The organism is Rheinheimera sp. KL1 (genome assembly GCF_001275035.1).
GTDB lineage: Bacteria > Pseudomonadota > Gammaproteobacteria > Enterobacterales > Alteromonadaceae > Pararheinheimera > Pararheinheimera tangshanensis.
The window spans coordinates 1-19,946 of the sequence record NZ_LAMX01000032.1; the positions used below are offsets into that span (position 1 = coordinate 1).

Here is a 19,946-nt window from a genome sequence, read left to right on the forward strand (position 1 = left end):
CCGAGGCAATTATTTGCTTAGAGCATCACTGGCTTTTAAAGGTCGTGCTTTAACGCTGTACGAACAGGTGTATCCGCTACATAAGAAGGAAAAACCAGCGGAGAATCAACGCTTTCTTGAGCAGCTAAAAGACATGCTCCCTGAAAAGTGCAAACCCATTATCGTCACCGATTCCGGTTTTAAAGTACCTTGGTTCAAACTGATAGAGCAACAGGGCTGGGACTTTGTTGGGCGGATCCGTGGAAATTCAATGTGCCACACCACTGACTATGGCTGGTTGAGTTGTCAGGCGCTGTTTAAAAAAGCCAGAAAACAGTCCAAGGCTTTTGCTGGAAGTAAACTCACAGTTCAGAACGAATACCCTGCTCAATTAATCCTGTATAAAAAGGCGATAAAAGGCCGGAGTAAACTCACCAAGCTAGGTGAGAAAAGTCGTGCCAGTTGCAGCCTTGATGAGTCACGCAGTGCGAGGGAACCCTGGTTACTAGCTACCAGCCTGAGTGTCGAAAATTCTAAATCGATACAACAGGTTATTTCTGCCTACCACTCACGCATGCAAATAGAAGAAAGCTTCCGTGACAACAAATCAGCACGTTTTGGTTTGAGTCTTGACTGGCAGCGTTGCAAGTGTCCAGACCGTCTCGCTGTATTAGTTATGATTGGAACTCTGGCTCATACCTTACTGACATTTATAGGATTATCAGGCGTAAGTGCAGGACTGCATCGACAGTTTCAAGCCAATACAACTCAGCATAAGGTAGTGTTGAGCTATGCATACTTAGCCCTTCGCATGGTTAGCCGAAAACTGGAGCAGATAAGGCGAAGGGATTGGTTAAGCGGGATCCACGAATTCAGGCAAATCACAGCTTCCTATGGAGATGATTTACATGCTTAAATTCGTGGGGATCCCTCAGGGTCTGGTCTTGCGGTGTGCGTCATTTCCGTTTTCGCTCTTTTCTTCTACTCAGAAAAGTAGTTGACGCACAGCACTGAAAAAAGACCAGTAACTAAGGATTCATTTCAACCTGCGCTTATTTACAACTATACCTGCTCTGCACAAACCCACTCTGATATACCCTGGTTTCCAGATGCTGTAATTTGAGATCGACAGGTAAAGCGCCAAATAGCGGTATACCTTCCCCAATGAGTACCGGAATTCGGGTTATTGTCAGTTCGTCGACCAACTGATGGCGCAGGCCTTGTTGAATAATATTGCCGCCATCCAGATAAACCGCTTTGTAACCTTGCTGCTTCAGCTGATGAATAATATCCACCATAGTGCCCTGACGGATTTCTACTTTGTCTTGGAGTTCAGGCGGTAAATCAGCTGAGCTTAGCTGATGGCTTAACACCACAGTTTTCACTGGATAGGGCCATTCAATACCAAAACTCAGCACTTTTTCCAAGGTGGCACGGCCCATCAGAATCAGGTCAATGCCCGACATAAAAGCGCTATAGCCATGGTCGTCTGTGGAGTCTGTGGCAGAAGTTAACCAGCTGATGTCACCATCTTTTTTGGCAATAAAACCGTCCAGACTGGTGGCTATAAACACTTTTACTTTCATTGGTGTAGGCCTTGAGTTTGCGCGTTACATTACAAAAATACGTTGGCCATCAAACCACAAAATAAGCCGCAGAACAGTTACAACTTGTATTTTTACCCGAACTGAAGACTTTATGTATCGGTCTTTATTGTGTGGTGGGCGTCATCCAAATACTGCTGCAACTGTGCCACTCGCTTTGGCCGCTCAAATAGCTGATACAACTCTAACCAATCCGATAATTGCATTAGCGGCAAACCCTGCTGCCAGCTGGTGTTTTCAGGCTGAAACTCAAACCCTTGCAAACCGTCGTCTTTGAGCACTTGTATGCCGGCCATCAGTTCGATAACCAGGCCATTTTTGCTAAAACGAGCGAAGCCTTTGCTACGATAAATGGGGTGCAGCGATACAGGCACAGCGTGGGCATACTGGCTGAGTAGGGTTTTAAACGCTTCAAAGCGCTCTAAAGTGCAAACCAGATCCAAATCCCGTGCTTGTGGCTCAATGCCATAGCACTGCAATAAAAAGCTGCCGCCTATGGCCCAGTCGGTTGGCCCAAGCAGTTGTACTAATTCGGTGGCTATTTGCCCGATATCAGTTGGCTGCATCAGTGTTTTAGAAAAACTTGTTCTATACGAGCGATAAAATGCCCCTTTGCCAGCTGGGTTTTCACTTGTTGGCCTGGTTGTAGCGTCGATGCATCAGTGATCACCTGCTGCTGTTCATCAAAGCTGATGCTGTAGCCGCGCTCTAAAGTGGCTAATGGGCTGACAGTATGCAACCTGCTGCTTTGTAATAACCACTGCTGCTGCTTTTGTTTCAGTAACTGCTGCATGGATTGGTGTAACTGATGGTTGTGCTGACTCAGCTTTTGTTGCTGCTGTTTAATCCGCACCAGTGGCGTCAGTTGTTGCAAGCGATGTTGTAAAAACTGCTGCTGTTGGGCTGCTTTATCGATGCGTCGTAGCAAGGCGTTTTGCAACCGCATCTGTAATTCATCCAGATACTGCTGTTGTTGCTGTAAACGTCGTGCCGGGTCAAGCAAAGTTAATCGGTGCACTAAAGCCGTTAAACGGGGTTGCTGCTGTCTTAAGTAGCTTTGCATCGAACGTTGCAGCCGTTGTTCTGCTGATAGCACTAACTGCAGTTGTTGTTGCTGATCAGGTGATACCAGCTCAGCCGCAGCTGATGGCGTAGCTGCGCGCACATCGGCAACAAAGTCGGCTATGGTAAAGTCAATTTCATGGCCTACAGCACTGACAGTTGGAATAGGGCAATGCGCTATTAAACGCGCTACTTGCTCATCGTTAAAACACCATAAATCTTCCAGCGAGCCGCCACCACGGCCAATCAGCAACACATCCACTTCATTGCGGCTTATGGCTTTTTGAATGGCATTATAAATTTGCGCCGGAGCCTGAGTGCCTTGCACTAAACAAGGATAAATAATGACTTCAAGGGCCGGAGCACGGCGCTTTAGTACTGTAATGATATCGCGAATGGCAGCGCCGGTAGGGGAGGTGACGACTCCTACTTTTTGCACTTTTTTTGGTAGTGGCTTTTTGCGCTCGGGCGCTAATAAACCTTCAGCGGCCAGCGTGGCTTTGATGTGTTCGTACTGTTGCTTCAGTAAACCATCGCCGGCAGGTTCTAACATATCGGCCAATAACTGATATTCACCACGGGGTTCATACACACTGATACGGGCACGGATCAGAATTTGCTGACCATTTTTTGGCTGCAGGCTGGCGTATCTGTTGGTTTGTTTAAACATCGCCACTTTAACCTGAGCGGCCTGATCTTTTAACGAAAAGTACCAGTGACCGGACGAAGCGGCGATAAAGTTGGAGACTTCACCCACTAACCAAAGCTGACGAAATTGCAGTTCAAGAGTCAGGCGAACTTCAGAGTTTAAACGGGAGACGGTATAAATATCGGCTTGGGACATAAGGCAGATCTCAAGGGTTCATGCCACTAATGTAACACAAAAGCGAAAAATTGATTGTGGCAAGGCGCAAAAGCGGATAAAATTGTGCCGCAACATTCCCCCCTCTTTTTTTAACAGCGAGATTGTTGCAATGCTCAGGATCGTGAAAGAAGCCATTACATTTGACGACGTGTTACTTGTACCGGCACACTCCACTGTGTTACCCCATACCGCAGACCTGCGGACTCAATTGACCAGCAAAATTACGTTAAATATTCCTATGGTATCGGCGTCTATGGACACCGTGACCGAGGCTCGTTTAGCTATTGCTTTAGCACAGGAAGGTGGCTTAGGTTTTATTCACAAGAATATGACCATCGAAGAGCAGGCAGCCAATGTTCGTAAAGTAAAAAAATACGAAAGTGGTGTAGTCTCTGACCCTGTCACTGTGCGTCCGGAACAAAGTATCCGTGAAGTGCAGCAACTGGCTGCTCAGCATGGTTTCTCTGGTTTCCCAGTCGTAGATGCTGACAACAACCTGGTGGGCATTGTGACAGGCCGTGACCTGAACGTAGAAACCAACCCACAGCTGGCTATTTCTTCTGTGATGACGCCAAAAGAGCGTTTAGTCACGGTGAACGAATCAAGCCCACGCGCTGAAGCTTTGGCGTTAATGCACAAACACCGTATCGAAAAAGTATTAGTGGTCGACAATGGCTTTAAGCTCAAAGGTTTGATCACAGTACAGGATTACAACAAAGCCGCCAGCAAACCAAACGCCTGTAAAGACGAATTTGGTCGTTTACGTGTGGGCGCTGCAGTGGGCGTAGGCCCGGGCACTGACGAGCGTATTGCCGCTTTAGTCGAAGCTGGTGTGGATATTTTATTAATAGATACCTCACACGGTCACTCGGAAGGCGTGTTAGACCGCGTCCGTCAAACCCGCGCTTTATACCCTGACTTACAAATAGTGGCTGGTAACGTTGCTACAGCTGAAGGCGCAAAAGCTTTAGCTTTGGCCGGTGCCAACGCTGTGAAAGTGGGTATAGGCCCAGGTTCTATTTGTACCACCCGTATTGTTACAGGTTGTGGTGTACCTCAACTGACGGCTATCTCTGATGCAGTAGATGGTGTTAAAGGACTAGACGTTTGTATTATCGCTGACGGTGGTATCCGCTTCTCAGGCGACATAGCTAAAGCTTTAGTGGCTGGCGCGCATTGCGTGATGGTAGGGTCTATGTTTGCCGGTACTGAAGAAGCGCCGGGTGATGTAGAGCTGTATCAGGGCCGTTACTACAAATCTTACCGTGGTATGGGTTCATTAGGTGCTATGGCCCAGCGTAATGGCTCGTCTGACCGTTACTTCCAGGGCAGCAACAATGCTGAGAAATTAGTGCCTGAAGGTATTGAAGGTCGTGTGGCGTACAAAGGCCCAATCGGCACTATTATCCACCAGCAAATGGGGGGCCTGCGCTCTTCTATGGGCTTAACAGGTTGCGCTACTATGGCTGAATTCCGCTCTAAGCCGGAATTTGTCAAAGTCACCTCTGCTGGTATGGGTGAATCGCACGTGCATGATGTGCAAATCACCAAAGAAGCCCCTAACTACCGCCTGGGCTAACTGTGTTTTCGAGGCTGGCTCCGTGCCAGCCTCTGTCTTTTTTGAACGTCGATCTGTGTAAAAAATAAGGTGATTATGAGCAAAAACATTCACTTCCATCGAATTCTGATCCTCGACTTCGGGTCGCAATACACTCAGCTGATCGCCCGTCGTGTGCGTGAAATTGGCGTTTACTGTGAGCTGTGGGCATGGGACGTTACTGCTGAACAAATCGCTGAATTTGCGCCAACCGGTATTATTTTATCTGGCGGCCCTGAAAGTGTGACTGAAGCTGGCTCTCCTCGTGCGCCATCTTATGTATTCGAAGCCGGTGTGCCTGTGTTGGGTGTGTGCTACGGCATGCAGACCATGGCTGAGCAATTAGGCGGTAAAGTGGCCAGCTCAGATCACCGTGAATTTGGCTATGCTCAGGTTGAACTGATAGCCCAAAATGCCATGTTCACCGGTATTGAAGATCATCTGAACGAACAAGGTCGTGGCTTATTGGATGTCTGGATGAGTCATGGCGACAAAGTAGTACAAATCCCACAAGGTTTTGTTACGACAGCGCAAACGCCAACTTGCCCTCATGCCGCTATGGCCGATGAAGCCCGTCAGTTCTATGGCGTACAGTTCCACCCTGAAGTGACTCATACCCGTCAGGGCCTGCGCATGTTAGAGCAGTTTGTGGTCGATATCTGTGGTTGTGAAAAACTCTGGACGCCTGCCACCATCATTGATGACGCTATTGCGAACATCAAAAAGCAGGTGGGTGATGATCAGGTGATTTTAGGTTTATCAGGTGGTGTCGACTCTTCTGTTGTCGCTATGCTGTTGCACCGCGCTATCGGCAAAAACCTGACTTGTGTATTCGTCGATAACGGCTTATTGCGTTTAAACGAAGGCGCTCAGGTGATGGAGATGTTTGGTGATCATTTTGGTCTGAACATTATCCACGTTAAAGCCGAAAATCGTTTCCTCGATGCCTTAAAAGGTGAAGCAGAACCTGAAGCCAAACGTAAAATTATCGGTCGCGTTTTTGTTGAAGTCTTTGATGAAGAAGCGAAAAAATTAAGCAATGCCAAGTGGTTAGCTCAGGGTACTATTTACCCTGACGTGATTGAATCTGCCGCTTCTAAAACCGGTAAAGCTCATGTGATTAAGTCGCACCATAATGTCGGTGGTTTACCTGCTGATATGAAAATGGGCTTAGTCGAGCCACTGCGTGAACTTTTTAAAGACGAAGTGCGCAAAGTAGGTTTAGCTTTAGGTTTGCCATACGACATGTTGTACCGTCACCCCTTCCCAGGCCCGGGTTTAGGTGTACGAGTACTGGGTGAAGTGAAAAAAGAATACTGTGATTTATTACGTAAAGCCGATGCGATTTTTATCGAAGAGCTGCGTAATTCAGGCTGGTACGACAAAGTCAGTCAGGCCTTTACTGTATTCCTGCCGGTGAAATCTGTCGGTGTCATGGGGGATGGCCGCAAGTACGACTGGGTGGTGTCTATTCGTGCCGTAGAGACTATCGACTTTATGACAGCACACTGGGCACATTTGCCATACGAGTTGTTAGGTACTATCTCTAACCGCATTATCAATGAAGTGAACGGCATTTCCCGCGTGGTGTACGACATCTCCGGTAAGCCACCAGCAACTATTGAGTGGGAATAATTTATCCTTCGTACTTGCAGCCGCAGCTTTGAGCCGATTGGATAGAAAAGGGGCAGATTAAATCTGCCCCTTTCGCTTTCTACAGCTTATTGATTTCGTGTTTCAGCTGATAGGATTTGTCTGTCACTATCGCCTCTAACGTCGCAACTCGTTGTTTTAGCTGTTCTATTTGTTGTTTGATTTCGTCATTCGACTGGCCGGCACTTTTCATTTTGATTTGTGTTTTAGTGTAGTTTTCATAAAAAGCGTAACCAAAAGCGCCAACAACAGCGACAAAACCTATTTCAAATGGTCCCATGATTTTCCTTCCCTAAGTCTGTATGAACTAAACTGAATAATATGCCTACGAAATTTAGCAAATGTTATACCATAGTTGCTATCTTGTTTATTTTCAAATGCTTAACCTGTTTTTATCGAGGTGGTGTTAAGCAAACTCACTAAAAGATAGTCAAAAGCTTAATCAGAACTGGTAAAATTAGTCAGATTCAGCAGTAAGACCAGAGGCCAATGTGACAGCAGACGACGATTTATACTGGATGCAGTATGCCTTGCAACTGGCCGATAAAGCTGAACAAAGCGGCGAAATTCCGGTAGGTGCTGTGCTGGTCAAAGATGGAATGCTGCTAGGGGAAGGTTGGAATCAGTCGATCCAACTGAACGACCCTTCAGCTCATGCTGAAATGATCGCGATCCGCCAGGCTGCAGAAAAAATTGGCAATTATCGTCTGATTGATTGCACTTTGTATGTCACTTTGGAACCTTGCGCTATGTGTGCTGGTTTGTTAGTACATAGCCGGGTAAAGCGACTAGTGTTTGGTGCTAAAGATGCAAAAACCGGCGCTGCTGGCTCGGTGTTCGATATAGTGCGCCATCCGGTGCTGAATCATCAATTGGAAGTACAGGATGGACCTTTAGCACAGCAGTGCGCAGACAAACTCTCTGAGTTTTTCCGTCGTCGAAGGGCAGAACAAAAAGCGTTAAAACAGCAGACAAAGCTGCAGAGTGTGGGGAGTGAGCAGCTTAAGCGCTAGCTTCAGTGGTATTAGCTAGATCCTGAATAGACTGGAAGGAGCGACGGCGTCTGTTGAGCTTCAGCATCGCCATATTACGGCTGACTCGTCTTCTGCCTGATGCAACATCTATTAATCGCCGCTTGCGCAGCATTTTTGGTTTTTTACGCTTTAACATTCAATGACTCCAAATTAGGTTCGCTAATATAGAAGCTTAGCAATGTATATACAAGATTAAGACTGCTTCACAGCACTGATATTCTCTGACTTTTCTGCTGAATTTATTGCTTTATCACCAAATTGTTCATTAAGCCGCTGTTTTTGCTGATCTAACCTTTGTTCAGTTTTTCTTTTTTCATCCACCCATAACAGTGTGTCGTAGAAGCGACGCACGTTTTCGACATAATACACGGCCTGAGCGCCGCGGGCGTAACCGAGTTTAGTGTTCTGGTAATAACGTTTTTGCTGCAGCAATGGCAGGCGTTGCTTGACCTCATGCCATTGGTCCGGGTTCGCGCCGTCGCGCTCTGTCAATACGCGGGCACTTTCAACATGGCCCCAGCCAATGTTGTAAGCCGCTATGGCAAACCAAAGCCGATCTGGCATCTGAATGCGCTCAGGAATACTCTCCAGCATACGTTGCAGATATTTACTGCCGCCCCTGATGCTTTGTGCAGGATCCAGACGACTACTGACACCCATCATTTGAGCTGTGCCTACGGTCAGCATCATCATACCCACGACACCTGTCGAACTGCGCGCATCGGGTCGCCAGTTGGATTCCTGGTAACCAATAGCAGCCAGTAACCGCCAGTCAAAGTTACCGGCATATTTTTCAAATAATGGCTGATAACGGGGTAAGTCTTTTTCAATGGCCTTGATGTAATCCAGGGTGGCGATGTAATCAAAACGACGGATATGGCCAAAATATTTGTCTTCCAGACTCAATAAATCGCCGGATTGATAATTTTGGCCGAAGAATTCAATCAGCACGGCCCAAAAGGAATCATCTGCTTTATTACTCAACAACCAGGCCACAGGTTGTTGTTCTTTCACCTTAAAAGCCACTGTTAAGTTAGGGAAGAAGCGCTGATTCACCGCCAGTAAGTTTGAATCCACTAGTGTATAAGGAATTTTACCGTCTTCGACTTGTTGCAACAGCTCATCCGCATCTTCGGATTCGCTCTCCTGCCATTGCAATTGCGGATAGTCGTTTTGCACAGCAGTTAAAGTTTCGGCCAAAGAGCTGTCTTTGGGTACAAGGATTGGCTCCTTGACGTCTTTAAAACTGTTGGGTTTTTTCTGGCCCTTGCGGTACACCAGAACCTCGTTGCGCCATAAGTAAGCCGGAGCTATACGATATTTTTGTTTCCTGCTTTCGGTGACAGCTAAACCACCGGCTATGTAATCGACCTGACCTGAATCCAATTTTTGCAGTAATTCTTCACGCTGATAACTAGGGAAGAGCTCCAGCTCCACGCCCAATTTCTCCGCTAAAGCGACTGACAGTTCATAGTCGTAACCTGTTGGACCATCAGCACCTACATAGTAGCTGGTAGGACTGTTTAAAATACCAACACGAATGCTATCTCTTTGATAAATTTCATGAAGCTGAACAGGTTCCTGTACCGGAGTACAAGAAACTACTGCTGTTAATACAGCTGCTGAAATACCAAATCGAATCATCCGGTTCTGCCTTTGATTAAAAAGAGCGCCATTTATACCAAAATTCCTGCTGGTCGTCAGATCTTATTCATACCAATGCAGGCGTTTTTTCTTTATAATGCGGCGCCTGATTTTGGGTTCCATTGTCGCTCAACCAACGGAAAAAAAACCTATGTTGATCCTGCGTGGTGCACCTGCACTGTCCGAGTTTAGAGTTCAGAAGTTCATCGATCTTTGTGTTAAAGCCAATTTGCCTGTGAATGGTGTGTATGCCGAATTTATGCATTTTGCTGATTTAAGCAGCGAACTGTCGGCTGAACAACAGACTGTTTTAAGCAAGTTGCTGACTTACGGACCTACTATCGTCAGCCATACACCAGAAGGTTTATTGCTGCTGGTGACGCCGCGCCCTGGCACTATTTCTCCATGGTCTTCCAAAGCCACTGATATTGCCAAAAACTGTGGCCTGAGTCAGGTCAAACGTTTAGAGCGTGGTGTGGCTTATTATGTTCAGACCACTGCGACTTTAACTGAAGCTCAACTGCAGCAGTTAAAAGGCTTAGTACACGACCGCATGATGGAAGTGGTGTTCAGCGAGTTTGAACAAGCTTCAGCGCTGTTCCGTAAAGCTGAACCAGCGCCTTTAAGTTCAGTGGATATTATCAACGGCGGCCGTGATGCTTTAGTTAAAGCCAATATCGAGATGGGGCTGGCTTTAGCTGATGATGAAATCGATTATCTGGTGACCAATTTTAATCAGTTGGGCCGTAACCCAAATGATATTGAACTCTATATGTTTGCGCAGGCCAACTCTGAGCACTGCCGTCATAAAATCTTTAACGCCGACTGGACTATAGATGGCGAACAACAGCCGAAGTCGCTGTTTAAAATGATTAAAAATACTTTCGAAAAAACGCCGGATCATGTGTTGTCTGCCTACAAAGACAATGCTGCTGTGATGACAGGCTCTAAAGCTGGCCGTTTTTTCCCGTCTGCTGACACTCAGGAATATGGCTACAACCATGAAGATATTCATGTGTTGATGAAAGTGGAAACTCACAACCACCCAACAGCTATTTCGCCGTTCCCAGGCGCTGCGACAGGTTCTGGTGGTGAAATTCGTGATGAAGGCGCTACTGGCGTAGGTGCTAAACCAAAAGCTGGTTTGTCAGGTTTTTCTGTATCGAACTTACGTATTCCGGGTTTTGAACAGCCGTGGGAAACTGATTTTGGTAAACCAGACCGCATAGTGACAGCTTTGGACATTATGACCGAAGGCCCGTTAGGTGGTGCAGCCTTTAACAACGAATTTGGCCGTCCAAATATTCTGGGTTACTTCCGTACTTACGAAGAAAAAGTACCAAGCCACAATGGCGAAGAAATCCGTGGTTACCACAAGCCAATCATGATCGCCGGAGGTATGGGTAATATCCGTGCTGAACACGTACAAAAAGGTTTGTTACCTGTTGGTGCCAAGTTAGTGGTGCTGGGTGGCCCGGCCATGAACATTGGTTTAGGTGGTGGTGCCGCTTCTTCTATGGCTTCAGGCCAGTCGGCTGAAGATTTAGATTTTGCCTCAGTACAACGTGAAAACCCTGAAATTGAGCGCCGTTGTCAGGAAGTGATCGACCGCTGCTGGCAGCTGGGCGATAAAAACCCTATTTGTTTTATCCATGACGTAGGCGCAGGTGGTTTATCTAATGCCTTCCCTGAGCTGGTCAACGATGGTGGTGTGGGTGGTAAGTTTGAATTACGTAACGTGCCAAACGACGAGCCAGGCATGTCTCCGCTGGAAATCTGGTGTAACGAATCACAAGAACGTTATGTTATGGCCATTCCAGCCGACCAAATGTCAGTGTTTGAAGAGATTTGTAAACGTGAGCGCGCACCTTATGCAGTGGTAGGTGAAGCGACAGCTGAACACCACTTGACGTTATCCGATCAGCATTTTGGCAATACACCTATCGACCTGCCACTGAACGTACTGCTGGGCAAAGCGCCTAAAATGCACCGTGATGTGAAAACTCAGGTGACAGAAGGCAAGGCGTTAGATCTGAACGGCGTGACAGTGGCCGATGCCGCTGAACGTTTATTACGTTTACCTACTATTGCTGAAAAAACCTTCCTGATCACCATTGGCGATCGCACAGTCACAGGTTTAGTGGCACGAGATCAGATGGTCGGTCCATGGCAGGTGCCTGTAGCGAACTGCGGTGTGACTGCAGCGTCCTATGACACTTATCATGGTGAAGCTATGTCAATGGGCGAACGTACGCCAGTCGCTTTATTAGACTTCGCCGCTTCTGCCCGTTTAGCAGTGGCTGAATCAATCACTAACATTGCTGCCACGCAGATTGGTGATATTAAACATATCAAACTGTCGGCCAACTGGATGTCTGCTGCAGGTCACCCTGGTGAAGACGCTGGTTTGTATCAGGCGGTCAAAGCCATAGGTGAAGAGTTATGTCCAGCTATGGGTTTAACTATCCCTGTAGGTAAAGATTCGATGTCGATGAAAACCAGCTGGCAACAGGATGGTGAACAGAAGACAGTGACATCACCTTTATCTTTGATTATCACAGCCTTCGCCCGGGTTGAAGATGTGCGTCGTACTGTGACACCACAGCTGCGCACCGACAAAGGCGCAAGCAGCCTTATTCTGTTGGATTTAGGCCAGGGCGCTAACCGTTTAGGTGCTTCCTGTTTAGCTCAGGTGTATAAGCAGTTAGGCCAGACAGCGCCGGATCTGGAAAGCCCTGAATTACTGATGAATTTCTATCAGGCAATACAGGCTTTAGTGGCCCAGCAGAAATTACTGGCCTACCACGACCGCTCTGACGGTGGTTTGTTTGTCACGCTAGCTGAAATGGCTTTTGCCGGTAAAGCTGGTGTCAAGGTAGATATTCAAAGCTTAGGTACAGATAACCTGGCAGTACTCTTCAGTGAAGAATTAGGTGCTGTCATTCAAGTAGCGAACAGCGATTTACCTGTAGTGCAGGCGATTTTAGCTCAGCATCATTTATCTGCTGTGGCGCATTTATTAGGTGAAGTGACAACAGACGATCAAATTCAGATCAGTCGTGGCGACCAGCTGGTGTATAGCAACAGCCGTACGACCTTACGTACCATCTGGGCTGAAACCACCTATCAAATGCAGCTGATGCGGGATAACCCTGAAGGTGCTCGTCAGGAATTTGTCGCTAAAGCTGATGTGACAGACCCAGGTTTAAATGCAAAATTAAGCTTTGACCTGAACGAAGATGTAGCTACGCCTTATATCCTCAAAGGCGTACAGCCGAAAGTCGCTATTCTGCGTGAGCAGGGTGTGAACTCTCATGTCGAGATGGCAGCGGCCTACAACAGAGCAGGCTTTAATGCGGTTGACGTGCATATGAGCGACATACTGTCGGGTCGCCGTTCACTGTCTGAATTTAACGGTTTAGTGGCGTGCGGTGGCTTCTCCTACGGTGACGTATTGGGGGCTGGTGAAGGTTGGGCTAAGTCTGTGCTGTTTAACGACAAAGCCCGCGCTGAATTTGCGGCGTTTTTTGAACGTGAAAGCACGTTTAGCTTAGGCGTTTGTAACGGTTGTCAGATGATGTCGAATCTGAAGAGCCTGATCCCTGGTGCTGACTTATGGCCACGTTTTGTTCGCAACAAGTCAGAGCGTTTTGAAGCTCGTTTCAGTCTGGTTGAAGTGCAGGAAAGTGCCTCTTTATTCTTTAAAGGTATGGCAGGCTCCCGTATGCCTATCGCTGTATCACACGGTGAAGGTCATGCCGAGTTTGCCTCACAAGCTGCGCTACAAGCTGCTGATCAAAGCGGCACAGTGGCCTTACGTTTTGTCGATAACTACGGCAATGTGACTACGCAATATCCGTCGAATCCAAATGGTTCACCGCTGGGTATTACCTCGTTAACGACAACCGATGGCCGGGTCACCATTATGATGCCTCACCCTGAGCGGGTATTCCGCACTGTGGCAAACAGCTGGCATCCGGATGAGTGGCAGGAAGACAGCCCGTGGATGCGGATGTTCCGCAATGCTCGAGTCTGGTTAGGCTAATAGCGTATAACTGATAAAACAAAACCTGCTTCGGCAGGTTTTGTCATTTTTGTAGCGATATTTTTAAATTTCTATCTTTGCATTATAACTTTTGCAGATATTTTCATTTTTAACTTGATCCCCGACACATTTTTTTACAAACTATCCGTATCTCTTTTTATTCACCCGTTTGAGTGAGATGTCCGACATGAGGTCGGTCAAGCCTGAAGGATAGGGTATGCAAGTCGCAGTGAGCACTGAACAACCTGACAACAAAGAATGGCTGTCCCATGTCAAAATTGGCCAGCGTTTAGATCTTGAGCTATTGGATCAACGCAAGAGCCGTTGTAGCTGTGAACTGGTCGGTTATAAAACGGGTAAATATGTGTTATTCCGCATTGACGATGACATCTTACCTGATCGTTTTTTTGTCAATGGCCTGGCTGTCGTGTGCCGATTTCTGGTTGAAGATTCGGTAGGTGAATGTTTTGCATTCAAATCTGAGTTGTTACAGCTGATGCGCTTTCCGGATAAATTGGTGGCTATCAGCTTCCCGCAGTTTATCCAACGCCGGGCTTTGCGCAACGAGAAACGCAGCAGCATTTTTATTCCAGCTTCCGTGCGTCTGGATCCGGACGTGGTGCATAACAGCCGCAGTTTTAAAGGGCACTTAATTGATGTATCCAGTGGTGGTTGCCGTTTTCTGTTTGAGCCCTCACATAAGGGCAGCAGAGTGAATCTTGCCCCTGTGATTTTACATATTCAGTGCGACAAAACAGGGATAGATCAGAAAATTCAGGGCGAAGTACGAAATTCCAGACTGGAAGAACGTGGTTTATCTATAGGGATCCAGTTTAATGTGCCACAGCTGCATTTAGACAAGTTGGCTGAGGCTTTCTGAGGACGTCCTTCTGACTTCGCAACTTGTCGGGTCAGAAGGACTGTGGCTTACTTAGAAAGAATAACGAGCGCCAATCATCCAGACATAAGGGTCGATGCTGACACCAACAGACTGAATAGTGGTGTTGTTTACCAGTACACGACCAGTCGTATCTATATCCATTTTGCTCAGCATCAGATGAGCACTCCAGTTATCCGCCAGCTTCATATTCACACCTGCTTGCATTGCCAGCCCCCAGGAGTCTTTTAACTTCAGTTCTACTTTATCGTTTGCATCTGTGACCTCTAAAGCCTGTAAGGTGCTAACTAACTCGCCCGAGACATCTTCCTGAAAGAAGTTGGTGTAATTCAGACCTAAACCGACGAAAGGATCGAATCTGCTGTCACCCAGATCAAAATGGTACTGAGCTAATAAAGTTGGGGGTAAATGTTTAGTGCTGCCCAACGCCAGACTATCGATAGCTGAGCCTTTTACTTTTACATCGTGACTGAACGGAGTGGCTGCTATGAGCTCCAGAGTCCAGTTTTTATTCAGTTGGTAGTCGATGGTGATGCCCAGTTGAGTATTGGTATTTACTGATACTTCAGTCGAATTGGCTGGTAAGCCAGCTACAGTTTCAACAACATTCAGGTGACCGCTTGAGTCTTTTGGTGCGACGCTAATAGCGCCAACATTCACTGACCAGTTTGCCAGAGCCGGAGCTGCAGAGACGGCTAATAATAAAGAGGCTATTGTTTTATAACTTGTTTTCATCAGAATGATCCTTAGCTTGAGAAACTGGCGTCATTCTGCGCTTTTAGATATGAGAAACTTTGCCCCAGATCAATAGTTGCTATAAAGCCTCATTATGTTTAAGGTTTTTATTGATGTAGAACAAAAAAGGAAAGGGTGGGAGATATAAAAGCAGCCTGAAGCCTTTGACTCAGACTGCTCTTTGCATTGGATCAGGAGATGTAGCGGGCTTTTTTATTGTCTTTAAGCTTCGTCATATCCACCAGCACCAGACCATCCACGCAGTCGGCAAACTCAGGGTCTACACCAAAAGCCAAAAAGCGCACACCACCAGGTTCAGTGAGTTCACTGTATTGTTTATACAAAGTCGGGATACTCACGCCCATATTAGCCAGCAAGTGTTTGAGCTGGACAAAATCCTGGCTATAGCTATCGCCACTAAAATGTTGCTGCAATTGACTCATTGTATCCATGGGTAATTCATAGGGAATATTAGGCACTGCGCTTTGTTCAGGACAACGGAAGTACAGGCTGTAAAAATACACCATCAGATCCCGTGCTGCTTTTGGGTAGCTATTGGATAAACTGACGCCACCAAATAAATAACGAATACCCGGGTTTTGTTTTAAGTAAGCTCCAATGCCATACCATAAATAATCCAGACTACGTTTGCCCCAATAACGTGGCTGTACAAAGCTGCGACCCAGCTCCAGGCCCTGCTCCAGGTAAGGGGCCATAGCTGGGTTAAATTGGAATAAAGAGGCGGTGTACAAACCCGCCAAGCCTTTTTCTGCCATGACTTTTGCTGTGTTAGCAAAACGGTAGGCTCCTACTATTTCTAAATCCTCCTTGTCCCATAAAATCAGTTGTTCGTAGTAGCTATCGTATTGATCAATGTCGCGGCGCTGACCACTGCCTTCACCTACGGCCCGAAAGGCAATTTCACGTAAGCGACCAATTTCGCGTAGCACAGGCGAGCTTTGTTGATACTGGTATAAATAAATTTGTTTACCATCGCTGGTTTCGCCAAGCAGCGGACAAGCTTCCACCGCCTTTTTTAATAAGATACGATCTTCAGGATGGGCTATCGCTGTTTGAGTTTTAAACAGTGGCGACTTGTCTTTAGCAAGACGATACAAGTGCTTTTTAAAGAGTTTTACTTTGGCCTGCGTTTCTAATTGCAGATGAGCAAAACTGTCGTAAGGGATTTGTTCACCAATCCGCATCGCGATGTTTTTATGCTTCTGATTAAACATCTCCTGCACCAGTAGCATGGTCGCCAGCGGTTTATAAATCATCGAAGCGCCATAAAACATGGCAGAATTACGACCGTCTATATAAATGGGCAAAATAGGCGCTTTGGCATTCATCGCAAAACGTAAAAAACCACCATGCCATTTACCATCACGAATACCGTTTGGTTTTAAGCGCGACACTTCACCGGCTGGGAAGAGAATTAATGCGCCTTCGGCTGCCAGATGATCACTAATACGATCGATACGGCTGCGTTCAGTGCCGCCGCTCATATTATTCACTGGTAACAATAACGAGTGCAGAGGTTCAACCGCCATTAATAACTGGTTGGCGATCACTTTGACATCAGGCCGGATATCCCGTACCAGTTTAATCAAAGCTAATCCGTCTAACGAACCTATAGGGTGATTGGCAATAATTACCACCCGGCCTGTGCTTGGGATACGTTCGATCTCATTGTCACGTACCGCATAGGCAAAATTAAAATAATTCAGTACCTGCTCTACAAATTCAATGCCTTGCAAATGCGGATAACGTTTGGCGAAAGCAATAAATTCTTGTTCGTGTAACAGTTGGCGTAAGGCGCCTTTGACCGGTTTGGCTAACCAGGGTTTTTGTTCGAGTTTTGGCAGATGCGTTTGCATCATTTGGTCAACACTGATCATCGCTATACCTCTGTAAGGGCTTATGCATGTACAGAGAGTAGGGGGTGAAGATGACAAAAATGCGTCAGATTTATGGCTTTTTGTAGAAGTTTTAATCAGAGTGGGCTGGATAGTCCTAAGATACCTGACGTTGTGGTGAACAACGCTGCAGCTTCAAGAACGGAGAGGGTAAACCTGCTCAGGCCACTTTGCTTTGAGCAGGTTGTTCTTCACTAAGCACTGCCAGTGGCATAGCGGCCAGCGTATGGCTTTGTTCTGTCCAGTGATACAGCGTTAATGAACCATCTTGTTGCTCTATCAAGGCTGTGCAGTTATCAATCCAGTCGCCATCGTTGCAGTAAATAATACCATCCTGCAGGCTGATTTCCGGATGATGAATATGACCACAGACCACACCATCAAAACCTGAACGTTTGGCTTTAGCCACAGCTGCATCACGGTAGCGAGCAATAGCTTGCTGAGCACCTGGCACTTTGCTTTTAATAAAAGCAGCCAAACTGAAATAACGTCCACCTAAAGCCCGGCGAATGCGGTTGCTCCAGCGGTTTAAAAATAATAATAAGTCATATAAATTATCGCCCAGCCAGGCATGAAAACGGCCAAAGTTGACTTCTTTATCAAACTCATCGCCATGCAATAGCAGCAGCTTTTTGCCTAAAGCTGTGGTGTGGCAACCACGTAATTGCAGCTTGATGGTGCCAAACTGACGACCTGCCCAGTGGCGGAATTCTTCATCATGATTACCCGGTATATAAATCACTTCTGTGCCCTGATCGGCTTTGGCCAGCAGGCTTTGGATCACCGCATTTTGTTCCGGGCTCCAGCACACTTGTTTTTGCATAGCCCACAAGTCGAGGATATCGCCCAACAGGTAAATGGTGTCAGCTTTGGTGTGATTGAGGAAGTTCAGCAGATAGGTGGCCTGACAATCTTTATTTCCTAAATGAATGTCCGATAAGAAGATAGTTCGACAATGCAGCATACAAAGCTCCTGCGAATTGTTGGCCTTGGTTCTTCAGGCTCGGGTAGAATGACGTTACCCCGTGTCAGAGAGATGACGAAAACTTGAAGCTTTGGTGAACTGATGTCGATAGCCCTGGTGATCCCCGATCGTAAGTTAGATGCTTTAGTGGAGAAGCTGAATGCTTTGTTGCCCGGCGTGCTTATTCAGCAATGGCCAAACTACAGCGCACCCGAACAGGTGCAGATGGCTGTGGTGTGGAAGCAACCGCAAGGCTCGTTAGCCGCATTAAGCAATTTAAAAAGCCTGCAGTCTTTTGGGGCCGGTGTCGACAGTATAGTGTCTGATCCGACTTTACCTGACTTGCCGCTAAGCCGTATTGTCGACCCTGCGTTGGCGTCCTCTATGGTCAACTATCTGGCCGGTATAGTGCTGCATTATCAACTTAAGCTGGATCTATTTCAGCGTCAGCAACAACAGCAACTATGGAAACCAAAAAGTCCGCGTTTACTAAAGCATATTTGTGTGCTGGGTTTAGGTGAACTGGGACAGGCAGCGGCGCAGTATTTTTTAGACCAGGGTTATCTGGTCAGTGGCTGGTCACGCAGTGTAAAGCAGCTCGAAGGTGTTCACTGCTATTGCGGTGAACTTGGTTTTAAACAGGCTGTCGCTGATGCTGATGTGGTCATTTGTTTAATACCGCTGACAGCCCAGACGAGCAACTTTTTAAATACAGAATCTTTTGCTGCGTTTAAACAAGGTGCAATTTTTATCAACGTCGCCCGTGGCGCCATAGTCGATGATGCTGCTTTGTTATCTGCTTTGGATTCTGGCCAGTTGCAGGCGGCTTGTTTGGATGTGTTCCGTGAAGAGCCTTTACCCATTACCGATCCATATTGGCAGCATCCGGCTGTACTAGTTACCCCGCACTGTTCTGCAGTGACCAATGTCGATACTGCTATTCATCAGATTGTGGAAAATTATCAACGTACGTTAAATGGACTACCTTTAATGCATCTGGTCGACAGGGAAAGGGGCTACTGATGGATAGTTTTGTCATTAAAAAATATGGGCATGTTGCGTTGTTACACCTGACTGCGGCCGAAAAACGTAATTTACTCACACCTGAAAGCGCCTTACAGATCGCAGCTGCTGTGCATCAATTGAGTTTGGATGATGAGCTCAAAGTCTTGTGTGTGATGGGCACTGAGCGTGCTTTTTGTGCTGGTGCTGATTTAGCTGTATTGCAGCATGCAGTGGATGGTGACGGTACGGAGCTCAAGCAGTTGTATCAGGCTTTTAGTCAGGTCGCCGATTCGCCACTGCTGACTATCGCTTTAGTCAATGGCCCTGCTGTTGGAGCGGGGATGAATCTTGCCATGGTCTGTGATATTCGTTTAGCCAGTAAAGAAGCCTGGTTTGATAGCCGCTTTTTTCAGTTAGCTTTGCACCCAGGTGGAGGGCATGGCTGGTTATTACCTCAATTGATCGGCTGGCAACAAGCTATGGCTATGTTATTTTGCGGTGAAAAATTAACAGCTGAACAAGCCTGGCAATATGGTTTAGTCAAAGAAGTGTTAGCTGTTGATCAATTATTACCAAGAGCTTTGGCAATGACGGCTGATTTAGCCGCAGTGCCTACTGCGTTAGTGCGGCAAACCAAAAGCTCTATGCGTCAGTTAGTGCACTGCAAAGAGCATAGTCAGGCCGTAGAGTTTGAATATCAGCAACAATTTTACAGTTTACAGCAGGACGCAGCTCGTCAGGCTATTGCAGCTTTACAGCAAAAACTCGCCGCTAAAAGTTAAAAAACATCACAAAAAAGAAACAAGTAGCAACTATTTTGCTGTTTTGCTTGTTTCTTTATCAGAAAATCGACTGTAAATGATTGTAAATCTTGTAACTAAACAACAAGTTGTCTACACTGATTTTGGATTGACCAAGATCCACAAAAAAGCAAGAACAATAACA

Annotated in this window: 17 protein-coding genes; 8 read left to right on the forward strand and 9 right to left on the reverse strand. The window is 46.6% G+C overall.

Translation table 11 applies throughout. From position 1 onward, the window contains the following. Positions 1 to 895 (forward strand): IS4 family transposase (locus WH43_RS17750; RefSeq protein ID WP_053425906.1); only part of this gene is annotated, 895 nt, incomplete at its 5' end. A gap of 136 nt (positions 896 to 1,031) precedes the next feature. On the opposite strand, the gene WH43_RS17755 is transcribed toward WH43_RS17750, so the two are convergent. The 3 genes from WH43_RS17755 to xseA all read right to left on the reverse strand — a co-directional run bounded on the left by WH43_RS17755 (position 1,032) and on the right by xseA (position 3,489). After that, positions 1,032 to 1,565, reverse strand: coding sequence for a dihydrofolate reductase family protein (locus tag WH43_RS17755; RefSeq protein WP_053425907.1), 534 nt, complete (start codon positions 1,563 to 1,565; stop codon positions 1,032 to 1,034). 110 nt (positions 1,566 to 1,675) lie between these two features. Further along, a complete protein-coding gene (locus WH43_RS17760; RefSeq protein ID WP_053425908.1) occupies positions 1,676 to 2,149 on the reverse strand; it encodes a hypothetical protein in 474 nt (157 codons plus the stop codon). Beyond that, positions 2,149 to 3,489 carry an exodeoxyribonuclease VII large subunit gene (gene xseA / locus WH43_RS17765; protein WP_053425909.1) on the reverse strand — a complete coding sequence of 447 codons (1,341 nt, stop codon included), beginning with the start codon at positions 3,487 to 3,489 and terminating at the stop codon, positions 2,149 to 2,151. The genes WH43_RS17760 and xseA overlap by 1 nt, the downstream gene beginning before the upstream one ends. 130 nt (positions 3,490 to 3,619) lie before the next feature. On the opposite strand from xseA, the gene guaB reads away from it, so the two are divergent. Both guaB and guaA read left to right on the forward strand, forming a co-directional pair. Beyond that, positions 3,620 to 5,089, forward strand: coding sequence for an IMP dehydrogenase (gene guaB, locus WH43_RS17770; RefSeq protein ID WP_053425910.1), 1,470 nt, complete (start codon positions 3,620 to 3,622; stop codon positions 5,087 to 5,089). A 75-nt stretch (positions 5,090 to 5,164) separates the two neighbouring features. Then, positions 5,165 to 6,742: a glutamine-hydrolyzing GMP synthase gene (guaA, locus tag WH43_RS17775; RefSeq protein WP_053425911.1), complete on the forward strand. Its 1,578-nt coding sequence runs from the start codon at positions 5,165 to 5,167 to the stop codon at positions 6,740 to 6,742. Positions 6,743 to 6,821: 79 nt separating this feature from the next. On the opposite strand, the gene WH43_RS17780 is transcribed toward guaA, so the two are convergent. Continuing rightward, on the reverse strand, positions 6,822 to 7,040 hold the full coding sequence (locus WH43_RS17780) for a hypothetical protein (protein WP_053425912.1): 219 nt from the start codon (positions 7,038 to 7,040) through the stop codon (positions 6,822 to 6,824). A 211-nt stretch (positions 7,041 to 7,251) separates the two neighbouring features. Here WH43_RS17780 and tadA point away from each other — a divergent pair, with 211 nt between their 5' ends. Beyond that, entirely contained in the window at positions 7,252 to 7,773 is a 522-nt protein-coding gene (gene tadA, locus WH43_RS17785; protein WP_082335851.1) for a tRNA adenosine(34) deaminase TadA, read from the forward strand. On the opposite strand, the gene WH43_RS20940 is transcribed toward tadA, so the two are convergent. Both WH43_RS20940 and mltF read right to left on the reverse strand, forming a co-directional pair. Next, positions 7,763 to 7,930: a hypothetical protein gene (locus WH43_RS20940; protein ID WP_185148584.1), complete on the reverse strand. Its 168-nt coding sequence runs from the start codon at positions 7,928 to 7,930 to the stop codon at positions 7,763 to 7,765. The genes tadA and WH43_RS20940 overlap by 11 nt on opposite strands. 56 nt (positions 7,931 to 7,986) lie before the next feature. Then, complete coding sequence (gene mltF / locus WH43_RS17790) at positions 7,987 to 9,438, reverse strand: membrane-bound lytic murein transglycosylase MltF (protein WP_053425913.1); 1,452 nt, start codon at positions 9,436 to 9,438, stop codon at positions 7,987 to 7,989. A gap of 151 nt (positions 9,439 to 9,589) precedes the next feature. Here mltF and purL point away from each other — a divergent pair, with 151 nt between their 5' ends. Together purL and WH43_RS17800 are read left to right on the forward strand one after the other, a co-directional pair. Then, complete coding sequence (gene purL, locus WH43_RS17795) at positions 9,590 to 13,483, forward strand: phosphoribosylformylglycinamidine synthase (RefSeq protein ID WP_053425947.1); 3,894 nt, start codon at positions 9,590 to 9,592, stop codon at positions 13,481 to 13,483. A 217-nt stretch (positions 13,484 to 13,700) separates the two neighbouring features. Beyond that, the gene (locus tag WH43_RS17800; RefSeq protein ID WP_053425914.1) at positions 13,701 to 14,363 is read left to right on the forward strand and encodes a PilZ domain-containing protein; all 663 of its coding nucleotides are present in this window, start codon (positions 13,701 to 13,703) and stop codon (positions 14,361 to 14,363) included. Positions 14,364 to 14,414: 51 nt separating this feature from the next. On the opposite strand, the gene WH43_RS17805 is transcribed toward WH43_RS17800, so the two are convergent. From WH43_RS17805 to WH43_RS17815, 3 genes are all read right to left on the reverse strand, one after another. Further along, complete coding sequence (locus WH43_RS17805) at positions 14,415 to 15,116, reverse strand: OmpW/AlkL family protein (protein WP_053425915.1); 702 nt, start codon at positions 15,114 to 15,116, stop codon at positions 14,415 to 14,417. Between the two features lie 191 nt (positions 15,117 to 15,307). Then, positions 15,308 to 17,014, reverse strand: a complete 1,707-nt coding sequence (gene olsF / locus WH43_RS17810) for a bifunctional ornithine lipid synthase OlsF (RefSeq protein ID WP_053425916.1) — start codon at positions 17,012 to 17,014, stop codon at positions 15,308 to 15,310. Positions 17,015 to 17,192: 178 nt separating this feature from the next. After that, a complete protein-coding gene (locus WH43_RS17815) occupies positions 17,193 to 17,996 on the reverse strand; it encodes a UDP-2,3-diacylglucosamine diphosphatase (protein WP_053425917.1) in 804 nt (267 codons plus the stop codon). Between the two features lie 102 nt (positions 17,997 to 18,098). Between WH43_RS17815 and WH43_RS17820 the strand changes: the two genes are divergently transcribed. Both WH43_RS17820 and WH43_RS17825 read left to right on the forward strand, forming a co-directional pair. Continuing rightward, positions 18,099 to 19,019, forward strand: coding sequence for a 2-hydroxyacid dehydrogenase (locus WH43_RS17820; protein WP_053425918.1), 921 nt, complete (start codon positions 18,099 to 18,101; stop codon positions 19,017 to 19,019). After that, positions 19,019 to 19,783: an enoyl-CoA hydratase-related protein gene (locus WH43_RS17825; protein WP_053425919.1), complete on the forward strand. Its 765-nt coding sequence runs from the start codon at positions 19,019 to 19,021 to the stop codon at positions 19,781 to 19,783. The genes WH43_RS17820 and WH43_RS17825 overlap by 1 nt, the downstream gene beginning before the upstream one ends. Positions 19,784 to 19,946 lie beyond the last annotated feature (163 nt).

Coding starts and splice junctions, on each gene's coding strand:
- WH43_RS17755 (WP_053425907.1), bottom strand. CDS start 1,565: ATGAAAGTAAAAGTGTTTATAGCCACCAGTCTGGACGGTTTTATTGCC.
- WH43_RS17760 (WP_053425908.1), bottom strand. CDS start 2,149: ATGCAGCCAACTGATATCGGGCAAATAGCCACCGAATTAGTACAACTG.
- WH43_RS17780 (WP_053425912.1), bottom strand. CDS start 7,040: ATGGGACCATTTGAAATAGGTTTTGTCGCTGTTGTTGGCGCTTTTGGT.
- WH43_RS17820 (WP_053425918.1), top strand. CDS start 18,099: ATGTCGATAGCCCTGGTGATCCCCGATCGTAAGTTAGATGCTTTAGTG.
- WH43_RS20940 (WP_185148584.1), bottom strand. CDS start 7,930: ATGTTAAAGCGTAAAAAACCAAAAATGCTGCGCAAGCGGCGATTAATA.
- WH43_RS17805 (WP_053425915.1), bottom strand. CDS start 15,116: ATGAAAACAAGTTATAAAACAATAGCCTCTTTATTATTAGCCGTCTCT.
- mltF (WP_053425913.1), bottom strand. CDS start 9,438: ATGATTCGATTTGGTATTTCAGCAGCTGTATTAACAGCAGTAGTTTCT.
- guaA (WP_053425911.1), top strand. CDS start 5,165: ATGAGCAAAAACATTCACTTCCATCGAATTCTGATCCTCGACTTCGGG.
- xseA (WP_053425909.1), bottom strand. CDS start 3,489: ATGTCCCAAGCCGATATTTATACCGTCTCCCGTTTAAACTCTGAAGTT.
- purL (WP_053425947.1), top strand. CDS start 9,590: ATGTTGATCCTGCGTGGTGCACCTGCACTGTCCGAGTTTAGAGTTCAG.
- guaB (WP_053425910.1), top strand. CDS start 3,620: ATGCTCAGGATCGTGAAAGAAGCCATTACATTTGACGACGTGTTACTT.
- WH43_RS17800 (WP_053425914.1), top strand. CDS start 13,701: ATGCAAGTCGCAGTGAGCACTGAACAACCTGACAACAAAGAATGGCTG.
- WH43_RS17825 (WP_053425919.1), top strand. CDS start 19,019: ATGGATAGTTTTGTCATTAAAAAATATGGGCATGTTGCGTTGTTACAC.
- olsF (WP_053425916.1), bottom strand. CDS start 17,014: ATGATCAGTGTTGACCAAATGATGCAAACGCATCTGCCAAAACTCGAA.
- WH43_RS17815 (WP_053425917.1), bottom strand. CDS start 17,996: ATGCTGCATTGTCGAACTATCTTCTTATCGGACATTCATTTAGGAAAT.